This is a genomic window from Agathobaculum sp. Marseille-P7918, assembly GCF_964248325.1.
Taxonomy (GTDB): Bacteria; Bacillota; Clostridia; order Oscillospirales; family Butyricicoccaceae; genus Agathobaculum.
This window is the reverse complement of the sequence record NZ_CAXTXI010000011.1, coordinates 1-26,598: the sequence shown is the minus strand read 5'-3', so window position 1 is coordinate 26,598 and position 26,598 is coordinate 1. Positions and strand designations below refer to the sequence as shown.

31 protein-coding genes are annotated in these 26,598 nt (G+C 56.4%); 19 read left to right on the top strand and 12 right to left on the bottom strand.

Going from position 1 to position 26,598, the window contains the following annotated elements:
- Positions 1 to 64 precede the first annotated feature (64 nt).
- The 5 genes from ACESSO_RS13410 (at position 65) to ACESSO_RS13390 (ending at position 4,111) form a co-directional block, all read left to right on the top strand.
- A complete protein-coding gene (locus ACESSO_RS13410; RefSeq protein ID WP_373166029.1) occupies positions 65 to 1,177 on the top strand; it encodes an ABC transporter ATP-binding protein in 1,113 nt (370 codons plus the stop codon).
- A gap of 397 nt (positions 1,178 to 1,574) precedes the next feature.
- Entirely contained in the window at positions 1,575 to 2,300 is a 726-nt protein-coding gene (locus tag ACESSO_RS13405) for a TraX family protein (protein WP_373166028.1), read from the top strand.
- Between the two features lie 122 nt (positions 2,301 to 2,422).
- Positions 2,423 to 2,746, top strand: coding sequence for a PadR family transcriptional regulator (locus tag ACESSO_RS13400; protein WP_373166027.1), 324 nt, complete (start codon positions 2,423 to 2,425; stop codon positions 2,744 to 2,746).
- On the top strand, positions 2,743 to 3,900 hold the full coding sequence (locus ACESSO_RS13395) for a DUF2812 domain-containing protein (RefSeq protein ID WP_373166026.1): 1,158 nt from the start codon (positions 2,743 to 2,745) through the stop codon (positions 3,898 to 3,900). Before ACESSO_RS13400 ends, ACESSO_RS13395 begins: the two co-directional genes overlap by 4 nt.
- On the top strand, positions 3,803 to 4,111 hold the full coding sequence (locus tag ACESSO_RS13390; protein WP_373166025.1) for a hypothetical protein: 309 nt from the start codon (positions 3,803 to 3,805) through the stop codon (positions 4,109 to 4,111). Before ACESSO_RS13395 ends, ACESSO_RS13390 begins: the two co-directional genes overlap by 98 nt.
- 70 nt (positions 4,112 to 4,181) lie before the next feature.
- On the opposite strand, the gene ACESSO_RS13385 is transcribed toward ACESSO_RS13390, so the two are convergent.
- From ACESSO_RS13385 to fabD, 7 genes are all read right to left on the bottom strand, one after another.
- Positions 4,182 to 5,021, bottom strand: coding sequence for a MetQ/NlpA family ABC transporter substrate-binding protein (locus ACESSO_RS13385; RefSeq protein ID WP_373166024.1), 840 nt, complete (start codon positions 5,019 to 5,021; stop codon positions 4,182 to 4,184).
- 60 nt (positions 5,022 to 5,081) lie between these two features.
- Positions 5,082 to 5,735, bottom strand: a complete 654-nt coding sequence (locus ACESSO_RS13380) for a methionine ABC transporter permease (protein ID WP_373166023.1) — start codon at positions 5,733 to 5,735, stop codon at positions 5,082 to 5,084.
- Complete coding sequence (locus ACESSO_RS13375) at positions 5,722 to 6,747, bottom strand: methionine ABC transporter ATP-binding protein (RefSeq protein ID WP_373166022.1); 1,026 nt, start codon at positions 6,745 to 6,747, stop codon at positions 5,722 to 5,724. Before ACESSO_RS13375 ends, ACESSO_RS13380 begins: the two co-directional genes overlap by 14 nt.
- Positions 6,748 to 7,043: 296 nt before the next feature.
- Entirely contained in the window at positions 7,044 to 7,967 is a 924-nt protein-coding gene (locus tag ACESSO_RS13370; protein WP_373166021.1) for a hypothetical protein, read from the bottom strand.
- Positions 7,960 to 8,442 (bottom strand): RNA polymerase sigma factor, encoded by a 483-nt coding sequence (locus ACESSO_RS13365; protein ID WP_373166020.1) that lies wholly within the window; start codon positions 8,440 to 8,442, stop codon positions 7,960 to 7,962. The genes ACESSO_RS13370 and ACESSO_RS13365 overlap by 8 nt, the downstream gene beginning before the upstream one ends.
- Before the next feature lie 31 nt (positions 8,443 to 8,473).
- A complete protein-coding gene (locus tag ACESSO_RS13360) occupies positions 8,474 to 8,905 on the bottom strand; it encodes a hypothetical protein (protein WP_373166019.1) in 432 nt (143 codons plus the stop codon).
- Between the two features lie 172 nt (positions 8,906 to 9,077).
- The gene (fabD, locus tag ACESSO_RS13355; protein ID WP_302665877.1) at positions 9,078 to 9,995 is read right to left on the bottom strand and encodes an ACP S-malonyltransferase; all 918 of its coding nucleotides are present in this window, start codon (positions 9,993 to 9,995) and stop codon (positions 9,078 to 9,080) included.
- Positions 9,996 to 10,142: 147 nt separating this feature from the next.
- Here fabD and ACESSO_RS13350 point away from each other — a divergent pair, with 147 nt between their 5' ends.
- From ACESSO_RS13350 to acpP, 10 genes are all read left to right on the top strand, one after another.
- Positions 10,143 to 11,132, top strand: a complete 990-nt coding sequence (locus tag ACESSO_RS13350) for a beta-ketoacyl-ACP synthase III (protein WP_373166018.1) — start codon at positions 10,143 to 10,145, stop codon at positions 11,130 to 11,132.
- 13 nt (positions 11,133 to 11,145) lie between these two features.
- Complete coding sequence (gene fabK, locus ACESSO_RS13345) at positions 11,146 to 12,093, top strand: enoyl-[acyl-carrier-protein] reductase FabK (protein ID WP_373166017.1); 948 nt, start codon at positions 11,146 to 11,148, stop codon at positions 12,091 to 12,093.
- An 11-nt stretch (positions 12,094 to 12,104) separates the two neighbouring features.
- Positions 12,105 to 12,833 carry a 3-oxoacyl-[acyl-carrier-protein] reductase gene (gene fabG, locus ACESSO_RS13340; protein ID WP_373166016.1) on the top strand — a complete coding sequence of 243 codons (729 nt, stop codon included), beginning with the start codon at positions 12,105 to 12,107 and terminating at the stop codon, positions 12,831 to 12,833.
- 56 nt (positions 12,834 to 12,889) lie between these two features.
- Positions 12,890 to 14,122, top strand: coding sequence for a beta-ketoacyl-ACP synthase II (gene fabF, locus ACESSO_RS13335; protein ID WP_373166015.1), 1,233 nt, complete (start codon positions 12,890 to 12,892; stop codon positions 14,120 to 14,122).
- A 3-nt stretch (positions 14,123 to 14,125) separates the two neighbouring features.
- Complete coding sequence (gene accB, locus ACESSO_RS13330) at positions 14,126 to 14,584, top strand: acetyl-CoA carboxylase biotin carboxyl carrier protein (protein ID WP_373166014.1); 459 nt, start codon at positions 14,126 to 14,128, stop codon at positions 14,582 to 14,584.
- A 95-nt stretch (positions 14,585 to 14,679) separates the two neighbouring features.
- Complete coding sequence (gene fabZ, locus ACESSO_RS13325) at positions 14,680 to 15,105, top strand: 3-hydroxyacyl-ACP dehydratase FabZ (protein ID WP_297275658.1); 426 nt, start codon at positions 14,680 to 14,682, stop codon at positions 15,103 to 15,105.
- 13 nt (positions 15,106 to 15,118) lie between these two features.
- Positions 15,119 to 16,465 (top strand): acetyl-CoA carboxylase biotin carboxylase subunit, encoded by a 1,347-nt coding sequence (accC, locus tag ACESSO_RS13320; RefSeq protein WP_373166013.1) that lies wholly within the window; start codon positions 15,119 to 15,121, stop codon positions 16,463 to 16,465.
- 18 nt (positions 16,466 to 16,483) lie between these two features.
- Complete coding sequence (accD, locus tag ACESSO_RS13315; RefSeq protein WP_373166012.1) at positions 16,484 to 17,359, top strand: acetyl-CoA carboxylase, carboxyltransferase subunit beta; 876 nt, start codon at positions 16,484 to 16,486, stop codon at positions 17,357 to 17,359.
- The gene (locus tag ACESSO_RS13310; RefSeq protein WP_373166011.1) at positions 17,349 to 18,167 is read left to right on the top strand and encodes an acetyl-CoA carboxylase carboxyltransferase subunit alpha; all 819 of its coding nucleotides are present in this window, start codon (positions 17,349 to 17,351) and stop codon (positions 18,165 to 18,167) included. The genes accD and ACESSO_RS13310 overlap by 11 nt, the downstream gene beginning before the upstream one ends.
- A 5-nt stretch (positions 18,168 to 18,172) precedes the next feature.
- Positions 18,173 to 18,400: an acyl carrier protein gene (acpP, locus tag ACESSO_RS13305; RefSeq protein ID WP_125115241.1), complete on the top strand. Its 228-nt coding sequence runs from the start codon at positions 18,173 to 18,175 to the stop codon at positions 18,398 to 18,400.
- Between the two features lie 68 nt (positions 18,401 to 18,468).
- Here the strand turns inward: acpP and ACESSO_RS13300 are convergent, their stop codons facing one another.
- Both ACESSO_RS13300 and ACESSO_RS13295 read right to left on the bottom strand, forming a co-directional pair.
- Positions 18,469 to 19,527, bottom strand: coding sequence for a DUF4179 domain-containing protein (locus ACESSO_RS13300; RefSeq protein ID WP_373166010.1), 1,059 nt, complete (start codon positions 19,525 to 19,527; stop codon positions 18,469 to 18,471).
- On the bottom strand, positions 19,517 to 19,993 hold the full coding sequence (locus tag ACESSO_RS13295; protein ID WP_373166009.1) for an RNA polymerase sigma factor: 477 nt from the start codon (positions 19,991 to 19,993) through the stop codon (positions 19,517 to 19,519). The genes ACESSO_RS13300 and ACESSO_RS13295 overlap by 11 nt, the downstream gene beginning before the upstream one ends.
- A gap of 124 nt (positions 19,994 to 20,117) precedes the next feature.
- Here ACESSO_RS13295 and ACESSO_RS13290 point away from each other — a divergent pair, with 124 nt between their 5' ends.
- Positions 20,118 to 20,678, top strand: a complete 561-nt coding sequence (locus ACESSO_RS13290; RefSeq protein WP_373166008.1) for a hypothetical protein — start codon at positions 20,118 to 20,120, stop codon at positions 20,676 to 20,678.
- Positions 20,679 to 20,734: 56 nt separating this feature from the next.
- On the opposite strand, the gene ACESSO_RS13285 is transcribed toward ACESSO_RS13290, so the two are convergent.
- Both ACESSO_RS13285 and typA read right to left on the bottom strand, forming a co-directional pair.
- The gene (locus ACESSO_RS13285) at positions 20,735 to 21,121 is read right to left on the bottom strand and encodes a RidA family protein (protein ID WP_373166007.1); all 387 of its coding nucleotides are present in this window, start codon (positions 21,119 to 21,121) and stop codon (positions 20,735 to 20,737) included.
- Between the two features lie 31 nt (positions 21,122 to 21,152).
- Positions 21,153 to 22,979 carry a translational GTPase TypA gene (gene typA / locus ACESSO_RS13280; RefSeq protein ID WP_373166006.1) on the bottom strand — a complete coding sequence of 609 codons (1,827 nt, stop codon included), beginning with the start codon at positions 22,977 to 22,979 and terminating at the stop codon, positions 21,153 to 21,155.
- A gap of 256 nt (positions 22,980 to 23,235) precedes the next feature.
- On the opposite strand from typA, the gene ACESSO_RS13275 reads away from it, so the two are divergent.
- From ACESSO_RS13275 to ACESSO_RS13265, 3 genes are all read left to right on the top strand, one after another.
- A complete protein-coding gene (locus ACESSO_RS13275) occupies positions 23,236 to 24,366 on the top strand; it encodes a hypothetical protein (RefSeq protein WP_373166005.1) in 1,131 nt (376 codons plus the stop codon).
- Positions 24,367 to 24,538: 172 nt separating this feature from the next.
- Entirely contained in the window at positions 24,539 to 25,396 is an 858-nt protein-coding gene (gene rfbA / locus ACESSO_RS13270; RefSeq protein ID WP_373166003.1) for a glucose-1-phosphate thymidylyltransferase RfbA, read from the top strand.
- A gap of 15 nt (positions 25,397 to 25,411) precedes the next feature.
- Complete coding sequence (locus tag ACESSO_RS13265; protein ID WP_373166002.1) at positions 25,412 to 25,864, top strand: YjbQ family protein; 453 nt, start codon at positions 25,412 to 25,414, stop codon at positions 25,862 to 25,864.
- A gap of 260 nt (positions 25,865 to 26,124) precedes the next feature.
- Here the strand turns inward: ACESSO_RS13265 and ACESSO_RS13260 are convergent.
- On the bottom strand, positions 26,125 to 26,598 hold a 474-nt coding region (locus ACESSO_RS13260), incomplete at its 5' end, for an electron transfer flavoprotein subunit alpha/FixB family protein (protein WP_373166000.1).

Sequence of the window (26,598 nt, the reverse complement as noted above, 5' to 3'; positions counted from 1 at the left end):
AAACTGAAAAGCAATCAATATGAACACATAGCGCCTCTGGATAATAAAGGAAGGAGCGGTTGCGATGGCTGGTATTTCATTGCGCCATATCAAAAAAATCTATCCCGGTGGGGTAGAGGTTATCAATGACTTAAACCTGGAAATTAAAGATAAGGAATTTATTGTGCTGGTTGGGCCTTCCGGCTGTGGAAAGTCCACCACACTGCGTATGATCGCGGGCTTAGAGGATATCAGCGGCGGAGAATTGTATATCGGCGACCGTTTGGTAAACGATGTAGAGCCGAAGGATCGTGATATTGCCATGGTATTCCAGAATTATGCGCTCTATCCGCATATGACGGTATACAAAAATATGGCTTTTGGCTTAAAGCTGCGCAAGATGGATAAGCAGGAAATCGATCAAAAGGTTCGCGCAGTAGCAAAAATTCTTGATTTGGAACATTTGCTGGACCGTAAGCCCAAGGCTCTGTCGGGCGGCCAGCGTCAACGTGTTGCGTTGGGGCGGGCCATGGTGCGTGACCCTGCGGTTTTCCTGCTGGATGAGCCGCTGTCCAATTTGGATGCAAAGCTGCGCACACAGATGAGAACGGAAATTACCAAACTGCACAGACGGTTAGATACGACCTTTGTTTATGTAACGCACGATCAAACCGAGGCAATGACCATGGGCGATCGCATTGTGGTCATGAAAGACGGCGTGATTCAGCAAGCGGATACACCGCAAAACCTATATAACAATCCGTGCAATATGTTTGTTGCGGGGTTCATTGGTTCGCCGCAGATGAACTTTTTGGAGGGTACAATTTCGCGGCAGGCGGAAACATATTATGTTGAAATCGGACCGTATAAGATTGTCATTCCTGAAGGACGCATGGAGGGTTCCAATCTGCAGGAGTATGTGAATCGTTCGGTCATTTGTGGCATTCGCCCGGAGGATATGCATGCAGAGCCGGTATTCCTCAACGCAGTGGACGAGTCAGAACAGATTGAAGTAGATATTGAAGTAGTTGAGATGATGGGCTCGGAAATGTATCTGCATGGCCAATGTGCAGAAAAGCCTATAATCGTATGCACACCGTCTCGAGTTATGGCAAAGTCGGGAGAAAAAATTCGTCTGGCGGTGGATAGCAATAAAATGAAGCTGTTCGATCCGGAAACGACGAATGTGATTCTATAAATTCCCTTTGCGGAACGGCATTCCAGACAGTGGTAGTGATAGGTTCCGAGGTTCAAAATGTATTCCCAGCCAGTTCAACCTCAATCCATGGGACGCTCCACCATATAGAATTGGCCAATGGAAAATAAAAAACTGAAACATGGGATGCAAGCAACCAATGTGGACTGTTGAGCACAGAATCACACTGGAAAACTGCCTTTTCTTTCGCGTAGACCTCCGACGTGGTGTTATCATGGACACCCTGCCGGAGGTTTTGCTTTGGAGAAAACGGGAGTGCGGCATGACGCATGGAAAGGACCTTGCGTTGTATTCCAAGTGGATTGGTGCTATACTGATGCTGAATCAGTAGAAGTTCGCAGACGGAATACGGATGGAATGCGTACCGGAAGGGGTCAGCATGCAGAAGAAATCGACAATGGGATTATCACAAAATCAAATCAAGCTGTTTGCCGCAGCTGCGATGGCGTTGGACCATATTGGCATGGAACTGCTTCCGCAATGGACGATTTTGCGGATTATTGGTCGGCTGGCGTTTCCGGTGTTTTCCTATTGCATTTGTGAGGGCAGCCGCCGGACGCATCATCCGTGGCGATATTTGCTCAGATTGTTCGGGATGGGATTGCTATGTGTGGCAGGTTACTATGCGTATACCCGAACGATTTACGGAAATATTCTGATCACATTTTCGCTTTCGCTATGTGTATTATATGCGTTTCAGTATTTGCAGACTTGCTGGGCGCAGAACAAAATTGCCGTGCGGCTGGCCGGTGTCGGTGTGATGCTGGGCTGTATGGGCGGTATCTGGATCATCTGTGACTGGATTGTCATTGATTACGGATTCTATGGCGTGATGCTGCCGCTGTTCGCCGAGCTGCCCGCGTGCATCTGGGAGAAATATTCCGGTGCAGGGGATAAACGGGATTGGATTCGATTGTGCGGCTTTTCGGTCGGTCTGCTGGTGCTTTCTCTGCAAATCGGCGGTATTCAGATATTCAGTCTGCTGGCCATACCGTTTCTGGTTGCCTATAACGGGACAAGAGGAGAGAAAAACCTCAAACAGTTCTTTTATTGGTTTTATCCGGTGCATCTGCTGCTTATCGGGCTGGTGAGTATGTGCATTTGAAAGCCTCTGCGCATACAGAGGCTTTTATTTTACAGAGGATATCGATTTGCGCTTGACTTTCTCGATATTCGAGATATAATGAAAGCACAGAAACTCGATATTCGAGATTGAGGTGATACGCCATGCCGAGAGCCAAGTTTCAGACGCTCACCGAGCAGATGTTTTATGTGCTGCTGTGCCTGCGGGAGGAGTGCTACGGCATTGATATTTTTGATAAGGTGTCGGCCATGACGCAGGGGCGCGTCACGGTCGGATCGGGTACAATGTACAATCTGCTCGAGCAGTTTCTCGAAGCGGAGATGATTCGGGAGGTGAATGTGGACGGCCGCCGCCGCAGTTATCTGCTGACCGACAAGGGGCGGGAGAGACTTGAACAGGAATATCAGCGGCTGTGTGCGCAGGTGGCGGACTACGAACGGGCTTTTGGAAAGGAGGCGCCGCGATGAGAAAGACCAAACGCAGAATGGAAACGCTGTCCTTTTACGACCGCACGGGTGTCGAGCGGCATTTGGAGAAAATGGCCGCCAAGGGCTGGATGCTCGACCGCGTGACCGGCCTTGGCTGGGTCTATCGCCGCATTGAGCCGAAAAAACTGCATTTTTCCGTTACCTATTATCCCAAAGCATCCGATTTTGACCCCGGCCCGACCGAAGGCCAGCAGGTGTACCATGCGTTCAGCGCGCACGCGGGCTGGCAGTATGTGTGCAGCTGGGCGCAGATGCAGATTTTCTGCACCGACCAGCCGGATGCCGTGCCGATCGAGACCGACCCGGAGATTGAACTGGAAAATATCCATGCCGCCATGGTCAAGGGATTTTTGCTGCCATACGGCATCCTGCTGGCGATCGGGCTGCTGTGGAGCGCGATGCTGGTGCATGACATAGGGGATGACCCGATTGGGTTGTTTTCCAGCGTGACCAATCTGTTTATGGCGGTGGTGTGGCCGCTGCTCGCGTTGCTGTGTATCGTCGAGATTATCGCTTATCTGTGCTGGCGCGCCCGCGCACGCAAAGCGGCGGTGCGCGGCGAGTTTGTCGATACACCCACCACACGCCCATTCCAGCGCGTCATATTTGCGGTGTGCATGGCAGCGTTTGCAGTGCAGATACTCTACAATGTGACCACCGGCTCGCCGTTGCTGCGCGTGGTTAGTATTGTAATGGTGCTGTATATGCTCGTGCTGACTTTGGCAGTGCAAGGCGTCAAGCAGCTGCTCAAGCGCAGAAAGGTGTCACGCGGAGTCAACCGCGCGGTTACGCTGGCGGTGGACGTGGTGCTGGCGTTTGCGATGATGGCTGTCATCGTGTTCGGCACGATTCGCGCAACCCAAAACGGCTGGCTGGACAGAAATCCCCCTGCGGATGAACCGCCGCTGACGCTCACCGATCTATGTGGCGATGAACTGCCAGAGGCGGCATATCAGTCCGACTGGACAGGAGACGTCTCGCCACTTGTTGCCGTGTACGATGGCCGAGAGTGGGCACATCCAACGGGGCACAGGTGTGGAAACCCCGTCGCTCGACTACACGATTACCGAAGTCAAGCTGCCTGTGCTGTACGACCGATGCCGCGCGCAGCGCCTTGCCGAGCAGACCGATGACAGCAAGGTGGAAGCCTTGCAGCACACCTGCACGCCGTGTGATGCCGCGCCGTGGGGGGCGAAGGAGGCATGGCAGCTGGGCTGGCAGGACACCGGGCCGAGCGATTGGTATTTGCTGTGCTATGCAGACAGCATCGTAGAAATCCACTTCAGCTGGACGCCGACCGCGGAACAAATGGCGCTTGTCGGTGAAAAATTGGGTACTGTATAACGATAGCCGCATGAAAAAGTCCCTCTGCCGCAAAACGCGGCAGAGGGACGATGCTTTTTAGTGTGAAATTTTAGAAGGTGGCAACAACAGCGCCCTTGTAGGTGTCGTCGATGAACTGCTTGACCGTGTCGCTCTGGAGCGCCTTCTTGAGCGCCTGGATCTTGTCGCTGTTTTCGTCACCGTTGCGGCAAGCGACTACATTGACATAAACCTTGGCGTATTCCGGATTCTCGGTGATGAGAGAATCTTCCTTGGCGTTCAGGTCAGCCTGCAGAGCGTAGTTACCGTTGATAACCGCGAGGTCAACGTCCTGAAGCGAACGCGGCAGCTGCTCAGCAGCGATTTCCTGAATGTCGAGGTTCTTCGGGTTCTCCACAATGTCCAGCTTGGTTGCGTCCGAAGTTGGGTCGATGCCATCCTTGAGCTTGATCAGGCCGGCGTCCTGCAGCAGGAGCAGTGCGCGGGTCTCGTTCGAGCCGTCGTTCGGAACCGCAACGGTCGCACCGTCGGCCAGCTCTTCCAGCGTTGCAGTCTTGCCCGGATAGATGCCGAACGGCTCGTAGTGCATCTCGATAGCGGAAACCAAATCAGCGTTGTTTTCCTTGTTAAAGTTGTTCAGATAGGGGATATGCTGGAAGTAGTTCGCGTCCAAGTCACCGTCCACCAGTGCGGTGTTGGGCTGTACATAGTCGGTGAACTCCACAACATTGAGCGTGTAGCCCTCTTCGGCCAGCACGTCCTTGGCGGCGTTCAGAATTTCAGCGTGCGGTGTGGGCGATGCACCGACCGTGATGGTCTTGTCGTCCGAGGTGTTGGCATCGGAGGACTGCGCGTCATTACCTCCGCCGCAGGCGGCCAGAGCAGACAGGCACAGTGCGCCTGCCAGCAGGGCTGCAATTTTCTTCTTCATGGGAATCTCTCCTTTTCTGTGGGTGTTTTATCAAATTTTTTGATAACAAAGTAGGGAAAATTAACGGTTGCGCTTGTCCAGATGGCGCGCAAGCCACATGCCGCAGACCTGAAAAATCTGCACGACAATTACAATAATGATAACGGCCACGAGCATGATCTCGAAATTATAGCGGTTGTAGCCGTAGTTAACGGCCACCGTACCCAGACCGCCGCCGCCGATAAAGCCTGCCATTGCAGAATAGCCGAGGATGGTTACGATTGAGATTGCGCCGCCTACCATCAGAGAGGGTTTGGCTTCGGGGACGAGCACTTTCCAGACGATTTGCCACGGGCTGGCGCCCATGGACTGCGCCGCTTCGATGACGCCAAACGGTACTTCCTTAATCGAAGACTCAACCATACGCGCAACATAGGGTGCGGCCGCCACAGTCAGCGGCACGATCATTGCGGTCGTACCGATTGCCTTGCCTGCAATCGCGCGCGTCATTGGGGTGATCATGACTGCGAGAATGAGGAACGGAATCGAGCGCAGAATATTGACGATGACACCGAGCACCGTATTGAGTACCGGCATCGGGCGAATGCCGCCCTTATCGGTCACGACCAGCAGCAGACCGAGCGGCAGACCAATCAGATAGGAAACCGCGGTCGACACGATGACCATATATAAGGTTTCCCACAGGCTCTGTGCCCAAAGTTCAGGTGAAAGCATCGGCGTCGCCCTCCTCTACATGCACATTCTGGGTTTCAAGGTACGCCAGCGCGCGCTTTGCCGCGCGTTCGTCCTCGGGTAATTGCAGAATCATCTGGCCGTAGGCGCGGCCATCGATATCCTTGGTATCTGCAAACATGATGTTGACCGGCGCCTTGCACTCGAGCACCATGTTCGACACTACCGGTTCAAACGACGAGTTGCCGTCGAACACGATGCGGCAGTAATGCTTGCCGGTGGCCAGCTTGTCCCGCTTGCCGTCCGGATAGATGAGCTGCTTGGCCATTGCCGACTGCGGGCGGGTGAATACCTGATCGACCGTGCCCATCTCTGCGATGCGGCTGGAGTCAATGATTGCCACGCGCTGACAGATTTCCTCGATGACTGCCATTTCATGCGTGATGACAATGATGGTGATGCCGAGCGTCTTGTTGATTTCCTTTAAAAGCGCGAGGATGGAGCGCGTTGTTGTCGGATCGAGCGCGCTGGTCGCCTCGTCGCACAGCAGAATTTTCGGGTTGGTTGCCAGTGCGCGAGCGATGGCAACGCGTTGCTGCTGGCCGCCTGAAAGCTGGGACGGATAATTATCCGCGCGGTCACTCAGGCTGACGATTTCGAGCAGCTCGTGCGCACGCTTTTCCGCATCCGCCTTTTTCATGCCCGCAATTTCGAGCGGGAAGCAGATGTTTTGCAGCGCGGTGCGCTGCTGCAGCAGGTTAAACTGCTGGAAAATCATGCCCATCGATCGGCGGGCTTCAAGAAGAGCCTTTTTGGACAGCGCGCCAAGCTCCTGACCGTCCACGGTAACCGTGCCCTCGGTTGGCTTCTCCAAAAAGTTGATGCAGCGGACAAGTGTACTTTTGCCCGCACCGGACAGACCGATGATGCCAAAGATTTCGCCGCGGCGGATATCCAGATTGACGCCGTCCAGTGCGGTGACTGTACCGGTCCGTCCGCGGAAGGTTTTATTCAGGTTTTGGATGCGTACAATGAAATCCTGTTCCAAGTCCATTCCCCCTTTTCAAAATAAAAGCGGAAAGCAAGGTCTGCTTTCCGCTCGTTTTCCATCTGAACCGTGCCATGCCGCATGAAAAGCGGCCCGCTTACAGCTTGCAGCGTCAGCGCTGCATGGCAGAAAAACGAGCAAAACCGCACATCATGCACATGTTCATCCGAATAGACAGCATTGCGGCTTCCTCCTTTTCCTACGGTTTTAATAGAGTTTATTCTCTGTGGTATTAGTGTAGTCCATCCCGGGGGATTTGTCAAGTTATTTCTGCTTAAGGGGGTACAAAATGCATGCGGGACTCAGTTCGCGCCATGATGGCCGTGGCCTTGACCGGCGCCCGAACCATTCCCTGCACCCATGCCATTGCCGTTACCGGAACCGCTGCCGGTGCCATTGCCGGAACCACTGCCTGCGCCGGAACCGTTGCCTGCGCCAGTGCCATTGCCGCTGCCGGAACTGTTGCCTGTACCATTGCCGGCGCCGTTACCTGCCCCTGTGCCGTTGCCGGCATGGTGGTACCCTTCGCTGTACAGCCCTTGCGCTGCGTCAGGGTCAAGCGCAGCGATCCGATCGCGAATTTCGCGCATAGTCAGTCCCTGCACATCCTCGGGGGTGACGCTCGGATCGAGCGACTGTAGAACGAGAAAGGCCTGATATTTGCCGAACGACAGCCCGGCTTCGTGCGCGTGCTCAAGTTCTTCGCTGTCAGCTGCATGGCAGTAGACGTTCTGGGTGCCCGCAGTGCAGGTCTGCGCCTGCGCCAGGATCGCATCCGCCTGACTCTGGTTGTCTCCGGCGACCGCGATGGACAGAACCTCGTTTCGTGCAAGGCAGTCCTCGATCGTCTGGTTTTCCAGCAGGCTGTCCAGCGCATCGGCATAATTCAAAAAGCGCACGTCGAGCGTTTCGGCCAGCGCTTCGCCCTCCTCGCCGATGCCGTCAACCGAGATCACCTTATCAAATCGATTGACCGACAGCTCGACCGATGGGTTGATATCAATGCTGATGGCACAGGTGGGGGAGAAATAGGCCCAGTAGCCCGTGCCGCCGGCAACTACCAGCGCAAGACAGGCGAAAGCTGCCACAAGGCGGCGCGCCGTGCGTGGACGGGCTTTCGCTGTGCCGTAATCGTGTGTCTGCCGTGCAAGAAACGCACGGGTAGACTGCCGTAGCGCTTCGTCCGCCGTGACTTTGTCCAGCGCGGTTTTCAGTTCGTCACGCATCGTCGTCCCCTCCCAGCGTTTCTCTCAGCGCCTGTTTGGCGCGGGTGAGCAGTGTATAAATCGTGTTGACGTTCTTTTTAAGGATTTGGCCGATCTGCGGGGCGGTATACCCCTCATAATAATGCAGATAGACCACATCGCGGTACTTGGGAGGCAGTGCAAGCACTGCCTCGAGTACGGTGTGGTCTTGCTGCGTCAATTCGGCGGGTTGGTCGAGCAGAGTGTCGAGTGAGACTGTGCGGCTGCGGAAAAAACTCTTGAGCAAATCCCGGCAGGCGTTGATCGTCACGCGGATGAACCACGCTTTTTCGTGCTCCTCGTTTTCAAACACAGCGGTGCTGAGCACATATTTCAAAAATACGTTCTGAAAGATGTCCTCCGTGTCGGCATGGTTTTTCAAATGGATCATACAGATCCGCCGGACGGTGTCCGCATACCGCTCGATCGCCCGATTTGCCTCCTGTTCGCTCCGCATCGTACCAACCTCTTATTGTCCGTCTGTTTTCTTATCTGTTGCAGCCCCGCCCCTGGCCGCGGCCGCAGCCCGTGCCGTAGTTGTCGCATACGCCGTCGCCGTTGGCATCGACGAAGTACTGGCCGCGGCCCGTGCCGTAGTTATCGCACACGCCGTCGCCGTCCGCGTCGACGAAGTACCGGCCGCAGCCCGTGCCGTAGTTATCGCATACGCCGTCGCCGTCCGCGTCGACGAAGTACTGGCCGCAGCCCGTGCCGTAGTTATCGCACACGCCGTCGCCGTCCGCGTCGACGAAGTACTGGCCGCGGCCCGTGCCGTAGTTATCGCACACACCGTCGCCGTTGGCGTCGACGAAATTCCGTCCGCGGCCGTTGCCATTACCGTTGCCTGCAGCGAATGCGCCCGTAACTGCCATCGAGAGAACCAGAGCTGCGCTGATCGTACCCATTACCATCTTTTTCATATGAATTCCTCCTACATATTGTTGTCAGTGAATTTGGCTTGTCGTTTGTGCCTTTCACTACCAATACGACCGGCAAAGGAAAATCCATTCAAAATTCAAAAAATTTTTTTGAAAATTTTTTTGGGGGCAAAAGGGAGGCGCCGAAGCACCTCCCTTGGCTGTCTGTTCTGATTTACTCGGCAGCCGCCTGCACGCCCGCCATATCCTGCACGGACTTGCAGGTCAGCTCCTTGCTGATTTTGCCCGCAAAGCCGGTCAGCGTCTTGCCCGGGCCGACTTCGCATGCGGTGGTCAGACCCGCCGCCATACCGTTCTTGACCAGCTGCGTCCAGCGCACGGGGGAGATCATGTGCTGCTCCAGATGTGCGGGCAGGTCGGAGCAGTCCAGCACCTGACCGTCCAGATTGGAGTAAATGTCCATCTTCGGGGCGGCAAAGGTGAAATCCGAAACGTACGCGCGCAGTTCCGCTGCGGCCTTTGCCATCAGCGGGGTGTGGAACGCGCCCGATACCGCCAGCGGTACCGCGCGGCGCGCGCCTGCCGCCTTGCAGTTCTCAACCGCTTCGGCCAACGCGGCCTTTTCGCCCGCGATGACCAGCTGACCGGGGCAGTTGTAGTTGACCGGACGCACGATGCCGCTCGTTACGGCCGCGCATGCGGCTTCAATCTTCTCGTCGTCCAGACCAAGGATGGCCGCCATGCCGCCGTCGATGGAGTCCGCAGCCTGCTGCATGAGCTTGCCGCGCATCGACACAATTTTAACGCCGTCCGCGAGCGTTACCACGCCCGCCGCGGCAAGCGCGGTGTACTCGCCCAGCGAGAAGCCCGCCGCTGCCTTGAAGGTCACGCCTGCCTCGGTGAGCGCCGCCAGCGCCGCCATCGAGTGCGTGAAAATCGCAATCTGGCTGTTTTCCGTGCGCGACAGGGTTTCCTTGTCGCTGTCAAAGCAGAGCTTTGCAACGTCCAGCCCTGCGCCGTCGCTTGCTTCCTCAAAAACCAGCTTGGCCGCCTGCGAGTTTTCATACAAATCCTTGCCCATGCCGGGCGCCTGCGCGCCCTGACCGGGGAAAAATGCAAAACCGTATTCCATGTTCCGTTCCTCCAAAAATCGCTGTCAAACCTCGGAAAAGGTTGACATTTTCGTGTCCTTTTATTATAATAGTCAAGGATTACTTTGTCAATCAAACTATTGTCGCTTTTCCACGCTTTGGGAGAGCGATTTGAACTTTTGGGGAGCGTGGAAATCATCAACAGCCAACTCATCGGCACGGGTTCGTGCATTCCGGATTTTGTACTCACCAATGCGATGCTCGAAACCATGGTGGATACCAGCGACGAATGGATTGTCAAGCGCACGGGTGTCAAAGAGCGGCGCATTGCGAAAAATACCCATACGTGGGAGCTTGCCCTCGGCGCGGCGCAGAACGCGCTGGCGGATGCGGGCATTGAGGCGGAAGAGCTGGACCTGATTCTGGTCAGCACCTGCACGCCGGATACCAACACCCCGAACACCGCAAGCGTCCTGCAGGACAAGCTGGGCGCGCGGCAGGTGGGTGCAATCGATATCAATAACGCCTGCGCGGGCTTTGTTTCCGCAACTGACATTGCGGACAGCTTTATCAAGGCGGGCAAGGCCAGAACCGTGATGGTCGTTTCAGCGGAGACGCTGCATCGTATCACGGACTATACCGACCGTTCCACCTGCATTCTGTTTGGTGACGGCGCGGCGGCGGCGGTTTACCGCGCAACCGAAAATGAGAACGTCGGCATCCAGTCCACCTTTATCGCGGCGGACGGATCGGGTGCGGAATATCTGTACATGGAGGCGCTGCCGGTCGAGGACCCGTTTGCAGCCGAGCGTCCGGTGGACCCCAAGGCGCGTTTCCTCAAGATGCAGGGCGCGGCGGTCGTGCGCTTTACCGCACATGCTGTGCCGCTGGCAATCGACACCGCTTTACAGCGCGCGGGCGTGTCCGCGGAGGAGATCGACTGGGTTGTGCCGCATCAGGCCAACCTGCGCATCCTCGACGTGATTGCCAAGCGCTATCATCTGTCCAAGGAGAAGGTCTATGTCAATATGGACCGCTTCGGAAACACATCCTCCGCTTCCGTGCCGATTTGTCTGGACGAAATGCGGAAAAACGGCCTGCTGCAGGCAGGGCAGACCATTGTATGCACCGGGTTCGGCGGCGGCCTGACCTATGGCGCATTTGTACTGAAACTGTAAAGGAGAGAGTTCAATGAAAACCAAGATTACAGAATTGCTCGGTATCGAGTATCCGGTTGTGCAGGGCGCAATGGCGTGGATTGCGGAGCATCATCTGGCGGCGGCAGTATCCAAGGCCGGCGGCCTCGGCATCATTGCCGGCGGCGCGGCTCCGGTTGATTATATCCGCGACGAGATTCGCAAGGCGCGTGCCATCACGGATAAGCCGCTTGGTCTGAACATCATGCTGCTCTCTCCCAACGCGGATGACCTCGCACAGCTCGCCATCGACGAAAAAATCGAAGTGCTGACCACGGGCGCGGGCAATCCGGGCAAATATATGGAAAACTGGAAAAATGCCGGTATTAAGGTTATGCCGGTTGTCGCGTCGGTAGCGCTGGCCAAGCGCATGGAGCGCGCGGGCGCGGACGCTGTTATTGCGGAAGGCATGGAGGGCGGCGGCCACATCGGTGAGCTGACGACCATGCCGCTGGTTCCGCAGGTGGTTGACGCGCTGAGCATCCCGGTCGTTGCGGCCGGCGGCATCGCGGACGGCCGCGGCATGGCGGCGGCGTTCATGCTGGGTGCCGAGGGCGTGCAGTGCGGCACGGTTTTCCTTGCCTCCGACGAGTGCTATATTTCGGAGAAGTATAAGGAACTGGTCCTCAAGGCGACCGATATCTCGACCGTTGTCACCGGCCGTCCTTCCGGTCATCCGGTGCGTTCGCTCAAGACCCCGATGGCGCGCAAGTGCCTCGAACTGGAGAAGATTAACACTGATAAGTCGCTCGAGGAGCTGGAGGCCGCAACCGCAGGTTCGCTGCGCAAGGCAGTACAGGACGGCAACTACGAGGAAGGCACTTTCATGTCCGGCCAGATTGCGGGCATGCTCAAGGAGCTTCGTCCGTGCGCGGATATCATCCGCGGCATGACGGATGAGGCGGAACAACTGATGAAGAACGCTTACAAGCGTTTTGAATAAGGAGATAAACGATGGGAATTGCAATCGTTACCGGCGGCTCGCGCGGCATTGGCGCAGCCATTTCGGAAAAGTTGGCTGCAGAAGGCCATGATGTGGTCATCAACTGCGCGTCCTCGGTCGAAAAGGCAGAGGCGGTCGCGGAAAAGTGCCGTGCATACGGCGTGAAAGCGGTCGTCAAGCAGTGGGACGTTTCGGATTACGAGGCCTGCGGCGTGGCGCTCAAGGAAATCAAGGAAGAGATGGGCGTACCTTATATTCTGGTCAACAACGCGGGCATCACGCGCGACGGTTTGATGGTCCGCATGAAGGAGGACCAGTTTGACGCAGTCATTCGTACCAACCTCAAGGGTGCGTTTAATATGCTCAGCCAGTGCGGCGCGATGATGATGCGCGCCAAGCAGGGCCGTATCATCAATATCGCTTCGGTTGCCGGCATTGCGGGCAATCCGGGCCAGATTAACTATTCGGCTGCCAAGGCGGGACTGATTGGCATGACCAAGACCGCCAGCAAGGAGCTTGGCGCGCGCGGCATCACGGTCAACGCGGTTGCGCCCGGCTTTATCGACACGGATATGACGCAGGTGCTGCCGGATGCCGTTAAGGAAGGCGCTGTTAAGCAGATTTCGCTCGGCCGCTTCGGCAAGCCTGAGGAAATTGCAGGCGTGGTTGCGTTTCTGGCGTCAGACGCGGCAAGCTACGTCACCGGTCAGGTCATTGTGGCCGACGGCGGTATGATTTGAATGAGTTTCGCGGCAGGCTTTGGTCGCAGGGAGTATGAGGGAAAAAAGGAGATGCTTTGATGGAACGAGTAGTCATCACCGGTATGGGCGCAATCACGCCGGTTGGCAATGACGTGGAGACGTTTTGGGCATCGCTCAAGGCCGGTAAGTGCGGCGTTGGGCCGATTACCAAGTTTGACGTATCCGATTTTAAGGTAAAGCTGGCCGCTGAGGTCAAGGATTTTGATGTGACCCAGTATGTGGATAAGCGCGAAGCGCGCCGCATGGATGTTAACTGCCACTTTGCGCTGGCCGCAGCCCAGCAGGCGGTCGATCAGGCGGGACTTACGGAGGGCAATTTTGACCCCTACCGTACGGGCGTTATCTATGGTTCGGGCGTGGGCGGCTTGCAGATTGCCGAGCAGGAGATTCCCAAGCTGAACGAAAAGGGTCCGGGCCGCGTGTCTCCGCTGTGCATCCCTGAGATGATCGCCAACATGGCGGCCGCCTATATCTCGATGCGCTTCGGTTTTAAGGGCGAGAACTTCTGCCCGGTATCCGCTTGCGCAACCGGCAACCATGCGATCGGCGAGGCAATGCGCACCATCCGTCACGGTTATCAGGATGTTGTGATCTGCGGTGGTACCGAGAATGGTATCATTCCGATCTCGATGGCGGGCTTCCAGAATATGAAGGCAGTGCACATGGGCGATGACCCGACCTGTGCATCCATCCCGTTCGACGCACGCCGTTCGGGCTTTGTCATGGGCGAGGGTGCAGGCTGTCTCGTGCTCGAGAGCCTGTCGCATGCCCAGGCGCGCGGCGCAACCATTCTGGCAGAGGTTGCGGGCTACGGCGCGTCGGGCGACGCTTATCATATCACCAGCCCTTCGCCCGACGGCGAAGCGGCGGCGCATGCCATTCTGGGCGCGATTACAGATGCGGGTCTGACTCCGGCGGACGTGGATTATATCAATGCGCACGGCACTTCGACTCCGCTCAACGAAAAGTATGAAACCATCGCCATCAAAAAGGCGTTCGGTGATGAGGCATATAAAGTCAAGGTTTCTTCTACCAAGTCGATGACCGGCCACCTGCTTGGCGGCGCGGCGGCGGTGGAGGCGATCGCCTGCGTCATGGCAATTCGTGACGGCGTCATTCCGCCGACCATCGGCTATCAGGAGGCCGATCCGGAATGCGATCTGGACATCACGCCCAACAAGGCAGTCGAGATGCCGGTGAATGTAGCGATTTCCAACGCGCTGGGCTTTGGCGGACACAATGCCTGCATCCTGATTAAGAAGGTGTAAGATATGGATATCAAGGAACTCAAAGACGTTGCCATCGAGCTGATGGATGCGCTCAAGACCAGAGGCTTGGGCGAGGTTGAGCTGGAGATGGACGACGTAAAAATCAAGATTAAATCCGCGCCGCCGGCGCCGGTGGTTCCGGTCGCGGCCGCGCCCGTTGCAGCAGCACCTGCTGCTGCGCCTGCCGCTGCGGGCGAAACGGCTCCCGCTGCCGAGGAGCTGCCCGCAGGCACGCCGGTCAAAAGCCCGCTGGTGGGTACGTTCTATTCTTCTCCCGCACCGGATGCGCCGCCGTTTGTGCTGGTCGGCCAGAAGGTCAAGGAGGGCGACACGCTGTTCATCATCGAGGCGATGAAGACCATGAATGAGATCAAGGCACCGTGCGACGGCACGGTCGTGCGCATTCTGGCGCAGCCGGGCGACATGGTCGAGTATAACCAGACGGTTGTTATCATTGAATGAGGTTAAGGGGGCTTTTCAAAGCCCCCTGTCTTGAATAAAAAAGCATTAGATTGATAAAATCCGCTTGCGCTGGATGAGAAAGAGGTATAAGATATATGCTGAATAAAGAACAGATCATGGAGATCCTGCCGCATCGTCCGCCTATGCTGCTGGTGGACGAAATCCTTGAAATGGATGAGGAGCACGCGGTTGGTACGCTGCACCTGACGGGAGACGAGTTTTTCTTCCAGGGACACTTCCCGGGCAACCCGATCATGCCTGCAGTGTTCCGTCTGGAGGCGCTGGCACAGGTCGGCGGCGTGGCGCTGCTGTCCATTCCGGAGTTTCGCGGCAAGACCGCGGTGTATACCGGCATCGACAAGGCCAAATTCCGCGCGATGGCAAAGCCGGGCGATACGCTGCGGCTGGAGGTCAAGTTCATCAAGCGCCGCGGCCCGATGGCGGTAGCCGAGGGCGTTGCCTGGGTGGGCGACCAGAAGGCAGCCGAGGCGGAGATCAAGTGCATGGTCATCATGGACTGAGGCGGGGAAAGACATGTTTCAAAAGGTACTCATTGCGAACCGCGGAGAAATCGCGGTCCGCATCATTCAGGCGTGCCGCGACTTGGGTGTGATTTCGGTCGCGGTGTACTCCGAGGCTGACCGCGAAGCGCTGCACGCGCAAATTGCGGACGAAGCGGTGTGCATCGGTCCGGCCCGCGCGGCGGACAGCTATCTGAATATGGATAATATCATTTCGGCGGCGCTTGCGTCGGGGTGTCAGGCGATTCATCCGGGCTTCGGTTTTTTGTCCGAAAACCCGGACTTTGCCGAGCGGACTACGCAGGCCGGTCTGGCCTTCATCGGACCGACCGCCGCGACTATCCGCCTGATGGGCGATAAATCCGAGGCCAAGCGCAACGCGATTGCGGCGGGCGTTCCGGTTGCGTTGGGTACGGACGGCCCGCTGCGCGATTTTGATGAAGCACTGTCCGAGGCAGAGCGCATTGGCTATCCGGTCATGCTCAAGGCGGCCTCCGGTGGCGGCGGCAAAGGCATCCGCGTGGCGCAGGACGTGCGCGGCCTCAAGGACGCATACGACAGCGCAGCGGCGGAAGCGGTCGCAAACTTTGGCGACGGCCGCCTGTACATGGAAAAATATATTCATAATCCGCGCCATATCGAGGTGCAGATTCTGGGAGACAGTTTCGGCAATGTGGTGCATCTGTTTGAGCGCGAGTGCTCGGTGCAGCGCCGCCACCAGAAGCTGATCGAGGAAAGCCCGTCGGCCTTTGTCACGCCTGAGCTGCGCGCGAAAATGACCAAGGCGGCAGTGGATCTGGCAAAGCGCGTGGGCTACCGCAACGCGGGAACGATTGAATTTCTGGTCGACAGCGACCGCAACTTCTATTTCTGCGAGATGAATACCCGCATTCAGGTTGAGCATCCGGTCACCGAGCAGGTGACAGGCGTTGACCTCGTTTGCGAGCAGATCCGCGTGGCGGCGGGTGAGCCGCTGTCCTTCACACAGGATGATCTGGAGCTGCGCGGCCATGCGATTGAATGCCGCATCAATGCGGAGGATCCGTCGCGCGACTTCGCGCCCTGCCCGGGCACACTGGTGTCCATGCATCTGCCGGGCGGACCGGGTGTGCGCATGGATACAGCGGCGTATCAGGGGTATAAAATCCCGCCGTTCTATGATTCCATGATAGGCAAGCTGATTGTCTACGGCGCGGACCGGCAGCAGGCGATTGCCCGTATGCGTCGGGCGCTGGCGGAAACGCTGTTTGAGGGCGTCGTGACCGGCACGGACTATCAGATGCACATTCTGCGTTCCAAAGCATTTGAGGACGCGGAGTTTAACGTCAATTCGATTGCAAACGGAGATTTTGAGCGATAAAAGAGGGGAGGAAGCGCCATGCTGCTCGATTTATTCCAGAAAACGCGGGAAACCTCTATGGAGATGAAGCCGCAGGAGGAAACGGGCGTCAAGGTAGTCAAGTGCAAAGGCTGCGGCGCAGAGCTGAAAGCCTATGCCTATGGTAAAAACCTGTATGTGTGCCCGCATTGTGGCCGGTACGGGCGGCTGCTCGCGCGCACGCGCATTCGTCAGATCGCGGATAAGGACAGCTTTATGGAGTTGTATGCCGATCTGGCGCCTGCCGACCCGATTGATTTTCCGGGTTACGCGGACAAGGCGGCGCAGCTGGCTGAAAAGGTCGGCATGCCGGACGCAGTCAAGACCGGCGTGTGCCGCATCGGCGGGGTAGAAACCTGCATCGGCGTGATGGACAGTCATTTCATGATGGCGTCCATGGGCTCGGTGGTGGGCGAAAAGCTGACCCGCCTGTTTGAATACGCGACCGAAAAAGGTCTGCCCGTGGTGCTGTTTACCTGTTCGGGCGGCGCGCGCATGCAGGAGGGCATGTTCTCTCTGCTGCAAATGGCTAAGGTTTCGGCGGCGGCGCGCCGGCACTCAGACGCAGGGCTGTTGTATATCACCGTGCTGACCGACCCGACCACCGGCGGCGTCACTGCGTCGTTTGCCATGCTGGGCGACATTATCCTCGCTGAGCCGCGTACGACCATCGGCTTTGCCGGACGGCGCGTTATCGAAGGCACAATCGGCGAGACACTGCCGGACGATTTTCAGTCGTCCGAGTTCTTGCTTTCGCACGGCTTCTGTGATAAAATAGTTCCGCGTAACAAGCTAAAGGGCACGCTCGAGACGCTTCTGAAGCACCATCGACAGCCCAAACCCAAGAAACGGCAGGTGTGGCACTATGGCGAATAAACCTGCAAGTGAAAAAATGCGCATCATTCATGATCCTAAGCGTCCACAGATCGAGGACTATATTGGTGAGCTGTTCACCGATTTTGTCGAGCTGCACGGCGATCGGTATTTTGGCGAGGATCATGCGATTTGCGCGGGCATCGGCCTGTTCAACGGCATGCCGGTGACCGTCATCGGCCACCGTAAGGGCAAGACGACCGAGGAAAAGATGGCAGCGAACTTTGGAATGGCCAATCCGGAGGGTTACCGCAAGGCGCTGAGACTTGCGCATCAGGCGGAGAAATTCCATCGTCCTGTGATATGCCTGGTCGATACGACCGGCGCATTTCCGGGCGTGGGTGCGGAGGAGCGCGGACAGGGCGAGGCGATTGCCCGCTGCCTGTATGAGTTTATCGAACTGCGCACGCCGGTCATCTCGATTGTGACGGGCGAAGGCGGATCGGGGGGGGCGCTGGCGCTGGCCGTGGCCGATCGCGTCCTGATGCTGGAAAATGCATTGTATTCGGTCATTTCGCCGCGCGGCTGCGCATCCATCCTGTGGAAAGATCCCAGCCGTGAGGCCGAGGCTGCGGATACCTTGCGTATTACCGCGCAGGATTTATATAATTTCGGCATGATTGAAGGCATTGTGCCCGAGGGACAGACGAATGCACAGCTTATCCGCAATGTGGGTCGTGCGCTGCGCGATCAGCTTGCAGAGCTGGCTGCCGAGCCGGATATGGATACAATGCTGCAAAAACGGTATGAAAAGTTCCGCAAAATCGGGATTTTCAGACAAATAAATCAAGATGAAAATGAAGGAGTGTAATTCCCATGTTTGAAAAGGTTTGCGAGATCCTGGCTGACAAGTTTGACGCCGACGCTTCCACCATGACTATGGATACCAAGGTAAAGGAAGATCTGAACGCAGACTCTCTGGACGTTGTCGAGCTGATGATGGACCTCGAAGAGAACTTCGGCGTGACGATTTCTGACGAAGAGGCTACTCAGATGAGCACCATCGGTGACATTGTCAAGTATATCGAGGAGCATCAGAACTAATTTGCTGCAAAGCAGAAGAAAGGCTTCGGAACCACAGGATTCCGAAGCCTTTTTTGTGCCTGAAGCGGTTATTGGTCCTCCAGTTGGAAGGTGACACGCCAGTCGCCTTCGGTCAGATTGGAAGCGGTGTAGAAACTGCCGTACAGAATATAGTCCGCAGCCTGTTCCGGAGTGACATCGAAGATGAATTCCTGATAGTCCGTGCGGTCATCGGCATCTGGGTGTTCGGTGAAAGAAAGCGTATAGGCAGAGCTGACCACTTCTCCGGATGGGGTTTGCAGATACAGCCATCCGTGAGTGTCGAGTGTGGATTTTTGCCGCATGCGAAGCTGGAGGTGCAGTTGACCGTCGATCCAGCCCATACCGGTGATGGCGAGATGGTCGGCTGGCTCGTACAGCGGTGCCTGCGGCGCAAGAAACCATGCGCTGTCTGGCAGGCTATCGGCATCGACAGCGCTGCCGCCGCTGATATAAGGATCGCGTGACTGGCTGTTAATCCACAGGGTTTCCGGTGCAATCGAGGCATCCGCAAGAGACAGTGGAATGGCTGTGTCTTCCAGCGTTTGCTTGCCGCTGAGCAGCTGACGCACTGAGAAGGTATATTTGCCGGTGGGAATCGGCGAGCCGTCCGACTGTTCCAGCGTAACCAAAAACAAAGCGGTGCGTGTCTGCTCGTCATAGGAAACGAAATCGCAGTGCCCGGTTACACCGGTGCGGCTGGGGAAGTTCAGATGGTAGCTGTCAAATAAGTCGATTGTCTCGTCAAAACGGTCACCAATCAGGTCTTGCAGGGAAAGATATACCATGGCGGTATTACCGTCAATGACAGCAGACACCACTTCCATCTTTACGCCGTTATCCTCACAGGACTCGTTAACCGGTATAAGATTTTGCGCCAATGCAGGGGAAATAAGGTACAGCGCTTGATATACGGCGGGAATATTGGCGGCAAGGGCTGGTGTGATGCAGCCCAGCAGCAGTGCGGCGACCAGTGCGGCGAATAATCCGCGCCGCAGTCGGCGTTTGGGCCGCTGTCCCTGATGGATGCGCGTCAGCGTATCGCTGACCAGTGTATCAGACGGTTCAATGTGGTCATTCATGCTGCGGTAGGTGTGTTCAAAGTTCATCATCGCTCTCTCCTTTCAGCAGGTCGCGGAGCTGCGCCCGGGCGCGGGTCAGCCGTGTGCGGATGGTGGACGGTTTTTCGCCCGTCATGCGCGCAATTTCCTCGGCGGAATAGCCCTCATAGTAAAACAGATGTACCGCGGCGCGGTATTTGGGGGATAGCTGGCGCAGCGCGTTATCCAGTGCGCGTTCCTCCGGTGCGGGGAACGGGATGCGCTCATCAAGCGGCACATCATGCCGCCGCCACGCCGCGCGCCAGTGGCTTTTCAGACAGTTGAGTGTCACACGCAATATCCATGCCTTTTCATGGGATTCACTGTCGAATACCGGTCGATTCTGCGCTACGCGCAGGAATACTTCCTGAAAGATATCATCCGCGTCGTGCTGACTGCGCGTTTGCGCGTAAGCGAGCCGATAGACGGTGTTTCCATAATCGTAAATGAGCTGTTCCGGTGTTTTGGCTGTCATGCACTCCCGCCTCCTTTCACTGAGAATACGCCGCAGAGCGTGCGATCGCTACAAATTTTACCGGATTTTTATTGAAAAGCATAATATGGTCTGGTATCATGAATGCATCAAAGGAGGGATTGAGATGAATGAAGAGTTGGGAAGCTATCAGCAGCCGATTTATCACAACCTGTGGATCTACTGGCTGGTGCAGCTGATTGCGTTGGTGCTGATGCCGTTTGACAATATTGTGGTGTCAATCGTATCGCTGGTGGTGAATATCGTGCAGCTGTATGAGGTGTACGCGATGCGAGAAGTGTCAGACGGCATGGGACGCGCATGGCGCATGCTGCTAATCAGCTTTGCGCTGACTTTTGGCGGCTTGCTCCTGACGATTTTGGCGATTGGGTCGGCGCTGAGCATTCTGCTGTTGGTGGTGACGCTGGCGGGACTGATTGTGATGCTGGTGGCGAATTATTATTTTTATTCCGCACTCGACGAACTCATTGTGCCGCGTGGTTATGACTACCCGCAGGGGCGTATCCGCTGGTGCTTCTGGCTGCAACTCATCGGTGGGTTCGCCTATAGGATTGGGAGCGCCGTGTCCCCGTTTTTGGCGCTCGTAGTGCAGATCGTCATCGTGGCGGTCATCGTATGGCTGCTGTGGCAGTATTTGCAGGCGGTCAAAGTAAAAGAAGGCTTTTGATGTGAAAAAAGAGGACGGAAATTCCGTCCTCTTTTTGTTTGAATGCGGTAGGGAGCTTAACCCTGTACCGCGATAACCTCGACCTCAACCTTTGCGCCCATCGGCAGCGCCGCAACCTGTACGCAGGAACGAGCCGGTGCGTTTTCCGGGAAGTACTTGCCGTACACGCCGTTGAATGCCGCGAAGTCGTTCATATCCGCCAGGAAGCAGGTGGTCTTGATGATGCGGTCAAACGAAACGCCGCCTTCAGCCAACACGCAGCGCAGGTTCTGCATAACCTGTTCGGTCTGCTCTTCGATGGTGGTTGCCTCGATTTTGCCGGTATTGGGATTGATCGGGATCTGGCCCGAGGTGAAAATCATCTTGCTTGCTGCAATGGCCTGAGAATACGGGCCAACCGCTGCGGGTGCGAGATCAGTATGCAGTACTTGCTTAACAGACATGGGAAAACTCCTTTGTTATGATAAAAATGAATTATTTCTTGCCGCCCTTGACCTTTTTCAAACGTTCGGTGTTGGACAGGATCTTCTTGCGGATACGCACGCTCTTGGGGGTGATTTCCAGCAGCTCATCGTCGGAGATAAATTCAAGTGCAGCCTCAATCGACATCTGGCGCGGCGGAATCAGGCGCAGCGCATCGTCCGAACCGGAGGCGCGCATATTGGTCAGCTGCTTTTTCTTGCAGACGTTGACCGCCATATCGTCGCCGCGCGGATTCTCGCCGATGACCATACCTTCATACACCGGCGTGCCCGGACCGATGAACAGCGGTCCGCGCTCCTGTGCGTTAAACAGGCCGTAGCCAACGGCTTCGCCCGTCTCGAACGCAATCAAAGAACCGGTGGTGCGCTTCTGAATATCGCCCTTGTACGGCTGATAGCTGTGGAACACCGAGCTGAGCACGCCCTCGCCCTTGGTGTCGGTCAGGAACTCGGTGCGGTAGCCGAACAGGCCGCGCGCCGGAATCAGGAACTCCAAACGCATGCGGTCTGCGCCCTTGGGGTTCATCGAGACCAGCTCACCCTTGCGGCTGCCCATTTTTTCCATGATAGCGCCGACCGCGTCCTGCGGTACGTCTGCAATCATGCGCTCGACCGGCTCGCACTTGACGCCGTCGATTTCCTTGAATAGTGCTTTAGGTGCGCCGACCTGGAACTCATAGCCCTCGCGGCGCAGGTTCTCGATCAGGATGGACAGGTGCATCTCGCCGCGGCCGCAGACACGGAAAGCATCGGTTGTGTCGGTTTCGTTGACACGCAGCGATACGTCCTTGAGAAGCTCACGGAACAGGCGCTCACGCAGATGACGCGAGGTGACGAACTTGCCTTCCTTGCCGGCAAACGGCGAATCGTTGACCGAGAAGGTCATTTCAACCGTCGGCTCGGAAATCTTGACGAAGGGCAGCGGCTCAACATGCTCCGGGTCGCACAGCGTTTCACCGATGGTAACGTTCTCGATGCCGGAGAAGCATACGATTTCGCCCGCCTTGGCCTCGTCCACCGGCTTGCGGTCGAGTTCTTCGATGGTGTAGAGTGTGACAACCTTGGCGTTGTACGGCTGGGTTGCGCCGTGATAGTCGCAGACCGTGACCTGCTGGCCAACCTTCATCGAGCCGCGCTCGATACGGCCGATACCGATGCGGCCGACATATTCGTTGTAGTCAATCGAAGAAACCAGCATCTGGGTCGGGCCTTCGGTGTCAACCTGCGGCGCCGGGATATGCTCGAGGATCTGCTCAAACAGCGGGGTCAGGTCGGTGCCCTCGGTGTTCGGGGACATGGATGCGGTGCCCGCACGGCCGGAACAGTAAACGATCGGGCTGTCCAGCTGCTCGTCGGATGCGTCGAGGTTCAAAAGCAGCTCGAGCACCTCGTCTCCGATCTCGCCCAGACGCGCGTCCGGACGGTCGATTTTGTTGATGGCAATGATGATCTTGTGACCGAATTCCAGCGCCTTCTGGAGGACGAAACGGGTCTGGGGCATCGGGCCTTCCGCTGCATCAACCAGCAGCACAACGCCGTCCACCATCTTGAGGATACGCTCGACCTCGCCGGAAAAGTCCGCGTGGCCCGGGGTATCGACGATGTTGATTTTTACGCCCTTGTAATGTACCGAAGTATTTTTTGCCAGAATGGTGATGCCGCGTTCACGCTCGATGTCGCCCGAGTCCATGACGCGCTCTTCCACCACCTGATTTTCACGGAATGCGCCTGCCTGCTTGAGCATCTGGTCGACCAGCGTGGTCTTGCCGTGGTCAACGTGTGCAATGATGGCGATGTTGCGCAAATCGTTACGAACCATATCTATTCCTCCATCTGCGGATAATTTTCGTGCAGATATTATTATACCCGCTTTTTGGTAGGTTTTCCACCTGTGTTATCATCAAAATTCACGTCAATTATGCGTACAAAACTGGCAATTTTGGCGCGTTTGCGTCTGTATGCACGAATTAGCGCGTCCGGTCCGGATGCCTTGACAGCGGTGGGGCGGCACAGTATACTGAAAGCAGCAAAGGCAGTCGGAAACCATTCTGAACATGTAAAAAGGAGGATGACTGATGTCCGGACAGGGAAAGAAGCTTTTGTGTGCAGTGCTGACGGGAGCAATGTGTCTGGGTGCTGCGGGTGCGGCAGGCACGACGGGGGATTTGACACCCAAGGGCGCACGGGCATATCTGGATGCGATTGTGCAGCTGCAGGAAAAATACGGTACGGCGTCAACAGCGTCGAAGGACAGTCCGCTGAGCGGCATGTGGCAGGGGCTTTCGCTGGCGCAGCTGGTGGACTTTGACGGCGACGGCACACCCGAACTGTACTGCGGCAGCTTCAGCGGTCAGCACCTGTATACCTACGACGGTGGGCTGGTGGATTTGAAGATTCCCGAGCGGGTGAGCAACTTCGGCACGGATGTTTCGCCTGTCACGCAGCTGTACATCGATGCGGATAAGGCGTATTTGGTGGACGGCTATGAGGTGATGAACGGCGGCGAGGTGCAATATCTGACCAAACAGGGCAATCAGATGACGGCGGCGCTGACCTATGTGGATGCAATTGGTGAAAATCCGGATGGTACGTGGGGCGCGCATATCTGCTCGGTCAATGGGCAGCCGGTTTCGAGTGAGGAATTGAAATCCGCGCTGGCACAGCTTACTACGGGCATGACGGAAAAGAGTTATTCCTATTGGAACACCCCGTCGGCGCAGGACAGCGTGGAGGGTACGGTGCAGCAGACGATTACCGCGCTGCGCGCGCTGACCAACCCGACAGCGGTGGTGTCCTCGCATAAAGTGACGATCGATGGTGAGCCTGTATCGCTGGCAGCGTATGAAATCGGCGGCAACAATTATTTTAAGCTGCGCGATTTGGCGCAGGCGCTGTCCGGCACGGATGCACAGTTCGAGGTGGCATGGAACGGCGCGGCGCAGCGCATTGACTTGACGGCTGATACGGCTTACACACCGGTGGGCGGCGAGCTGGCCGATCTTCCGACGGGCAGCAGAGCAGCTGCGCTGACCGAGGCGACGGTTTATCTGGGGGACACGGCGCTCAACCTCACCGCTTACGAGATCGGCGGCAACAACTATTTTAAGCTGCGTGATTTGGGCGCGGCTCTGGATTTTGATGTACAGTGGAACGGTGATTTGCAGACTGTGGTCATTGATACGGATGCGCCTTATACGGAATCATGACAGACAAAGCGGCGGCTTGCTGATGCAGCTGCCGCTTTGCACGGTGCGCATAGTTTCGGGTGGGGAGAATCCCGCCTGCATATTAGGGGATTTGGCCATTTTTCTATGGAAACGCGATGTAAAATATGCTATAATAGGTTCGCAATACAGAATATAGATAGAGGAAAAGCATATGAAAGGAATTATTCTTGCTGCGGGAAAGGGCTCACGCCTGTATCCGATGACACGGCCGATTTGCAAGCCGTTGTTACCAGTATACGACAAGCCGATGATTTATTATCCACTGGCGGTACTGCTGCAGGCGGGCATTCGTGACATTCTTATCATCATCCCACCCGGAGAGGAAGGTCCGTTTTACCGGCTGCTCGGTTCGGGGGGACGCTTTGGCGTGCATATCACCTATGAAGTGCAGGAGGTGGCACGCGGTATCGCGGACGCACTGCTAATCGGTGAGCAGTTTATCGGCGAGGATGATGTCTGCCTCGTACTGGGAGATAATATCTTTTATTCGCCGGATTTTGAGAGCTATTTGCAGCAGGCGCTGCGTCTGGGGCAGGGCGCCTGTGTATTCGGCTATCATGTGGATGATCCGCGCGCATTTGGCGTGGTGGAATTTGATGAGGAGGGCCGTGCGGTGTCTATCGAGGAAAAGCCGCGTTACCCCAAATCCAATTATATTGTACCCGGACTCTATTTCTATGATAATTCGGTCATGGAAATTGCACATAATCTCAAGCCGTCCGCACGCGGCGAGCTGGAAATTACGGATGTGAATCTGGAATATTTGCGCCGAGGCGCATTGCGTGTGGTGAAGCTGGACGAGGATTTCGTCTGGCTGGATGCCGGCACAGCGGATAATCTGCTCGATTCCGCACAGGAGGTCAAGCGTGTGCAGGATGAGAGTGGTCGATATATCGCCTGTCTGGAGGAGATCGCGTATCAGCGGGGCTATATCAGCCGCCAGACGCTGCAGCGGCATGCGTCGGATTTGGCAAAAACACTGTACGGACAGTATTTGCAGTGTCTGTAAAGGAGTCTAAGGATAATGGCAGTCTATACGGAAACAAAAACCTATCGTACTCGCGCTCATATGGGTATGATCGACGTAACCGATGATTTTCGCGCTGCGGTGCACAATGCCTGCCGCGAAACGGGGATGAAGTCCGGTATCATCACCGGTTTTACAACCGGCGGTGTAGCGGGCCTGACTACATTAGAGTTTGAGCCGGGGATGGTGCATCATGACCTCAAGGCCGCGATGGATGTGTTTTCGCCCTATACGGATGAAACCGGTCGCGTGATTCATTATCACCATCATGATACGTGGCACGATGACAATGGTTCGTCGCACATCAAGGCGGCGCTGCTTTCTCCGTTTATCGTCATTCCGTTTGTGGAAGGGGAAATCACCATCGGTCCGTGGCAGAACCTGACGCTGGTCGAGTGCGATACCCGCGACCGCACGCGGGATATTGTTTTTCAAGTGATGGGTGAGTAAAACGGTATAAGTAAACCCGGCAGCTGAATGGCTGTCGGGTTTTGTATTTTCTTAGTAAAAAACGAGAACAGGCAGAAAAAGGCCGCAGAGCATTTGCTCTGCGGCCTTTATAAAGAGAATCCACACTGAACGGGAAGGAGACAGCACCGGATCTGCTGTGGCTTTGCAGCGGATCATATACACCGCGGGATGCTCCGGCCCGTGGCAGAGAATAGGAGGTACAATCAGTGCTGTCCGAGGGATCAGCGGGGGAGAGCGCTTTACTTGGAAGCCTGTGCCGCCTTGATAGCGTCAATCATCATCGGAACAACCTTGAACAGGTCGCCGCAGATGCCGTAGTCGGCAACGTCGAAGATCGGAGCGGAGTCAGCCTTGTTGACTGCTACGATGCACTCGGAATCCTGCATGCCGGCCTTGTGCTGGATAGCACCGGAGATGCCCAGCGCAACATACAGCTTCGGATGTACGGTCTTGCCGGTCTGACCTACCTGATGGTCAGCCGTCAGCCAGCCGGAGTCGATTGCTGCACGGGAACCGCCAACAACGCCGCCGAACAGGCCAGCCAGCTCTTCTGCCAGCTTGATACCGGTCTCAACGTCCTTGGAAATGCCGCGGCCGACAGATACGACCACTTCAGCGCCGGTCAGGTCAACCAGCTCCTTGGCTTCCTTGACTACTTCCAGAACCTTGGTCTGCAGGTCCGCATCGGACAGCTGCACGTCAACCTTCTCAAC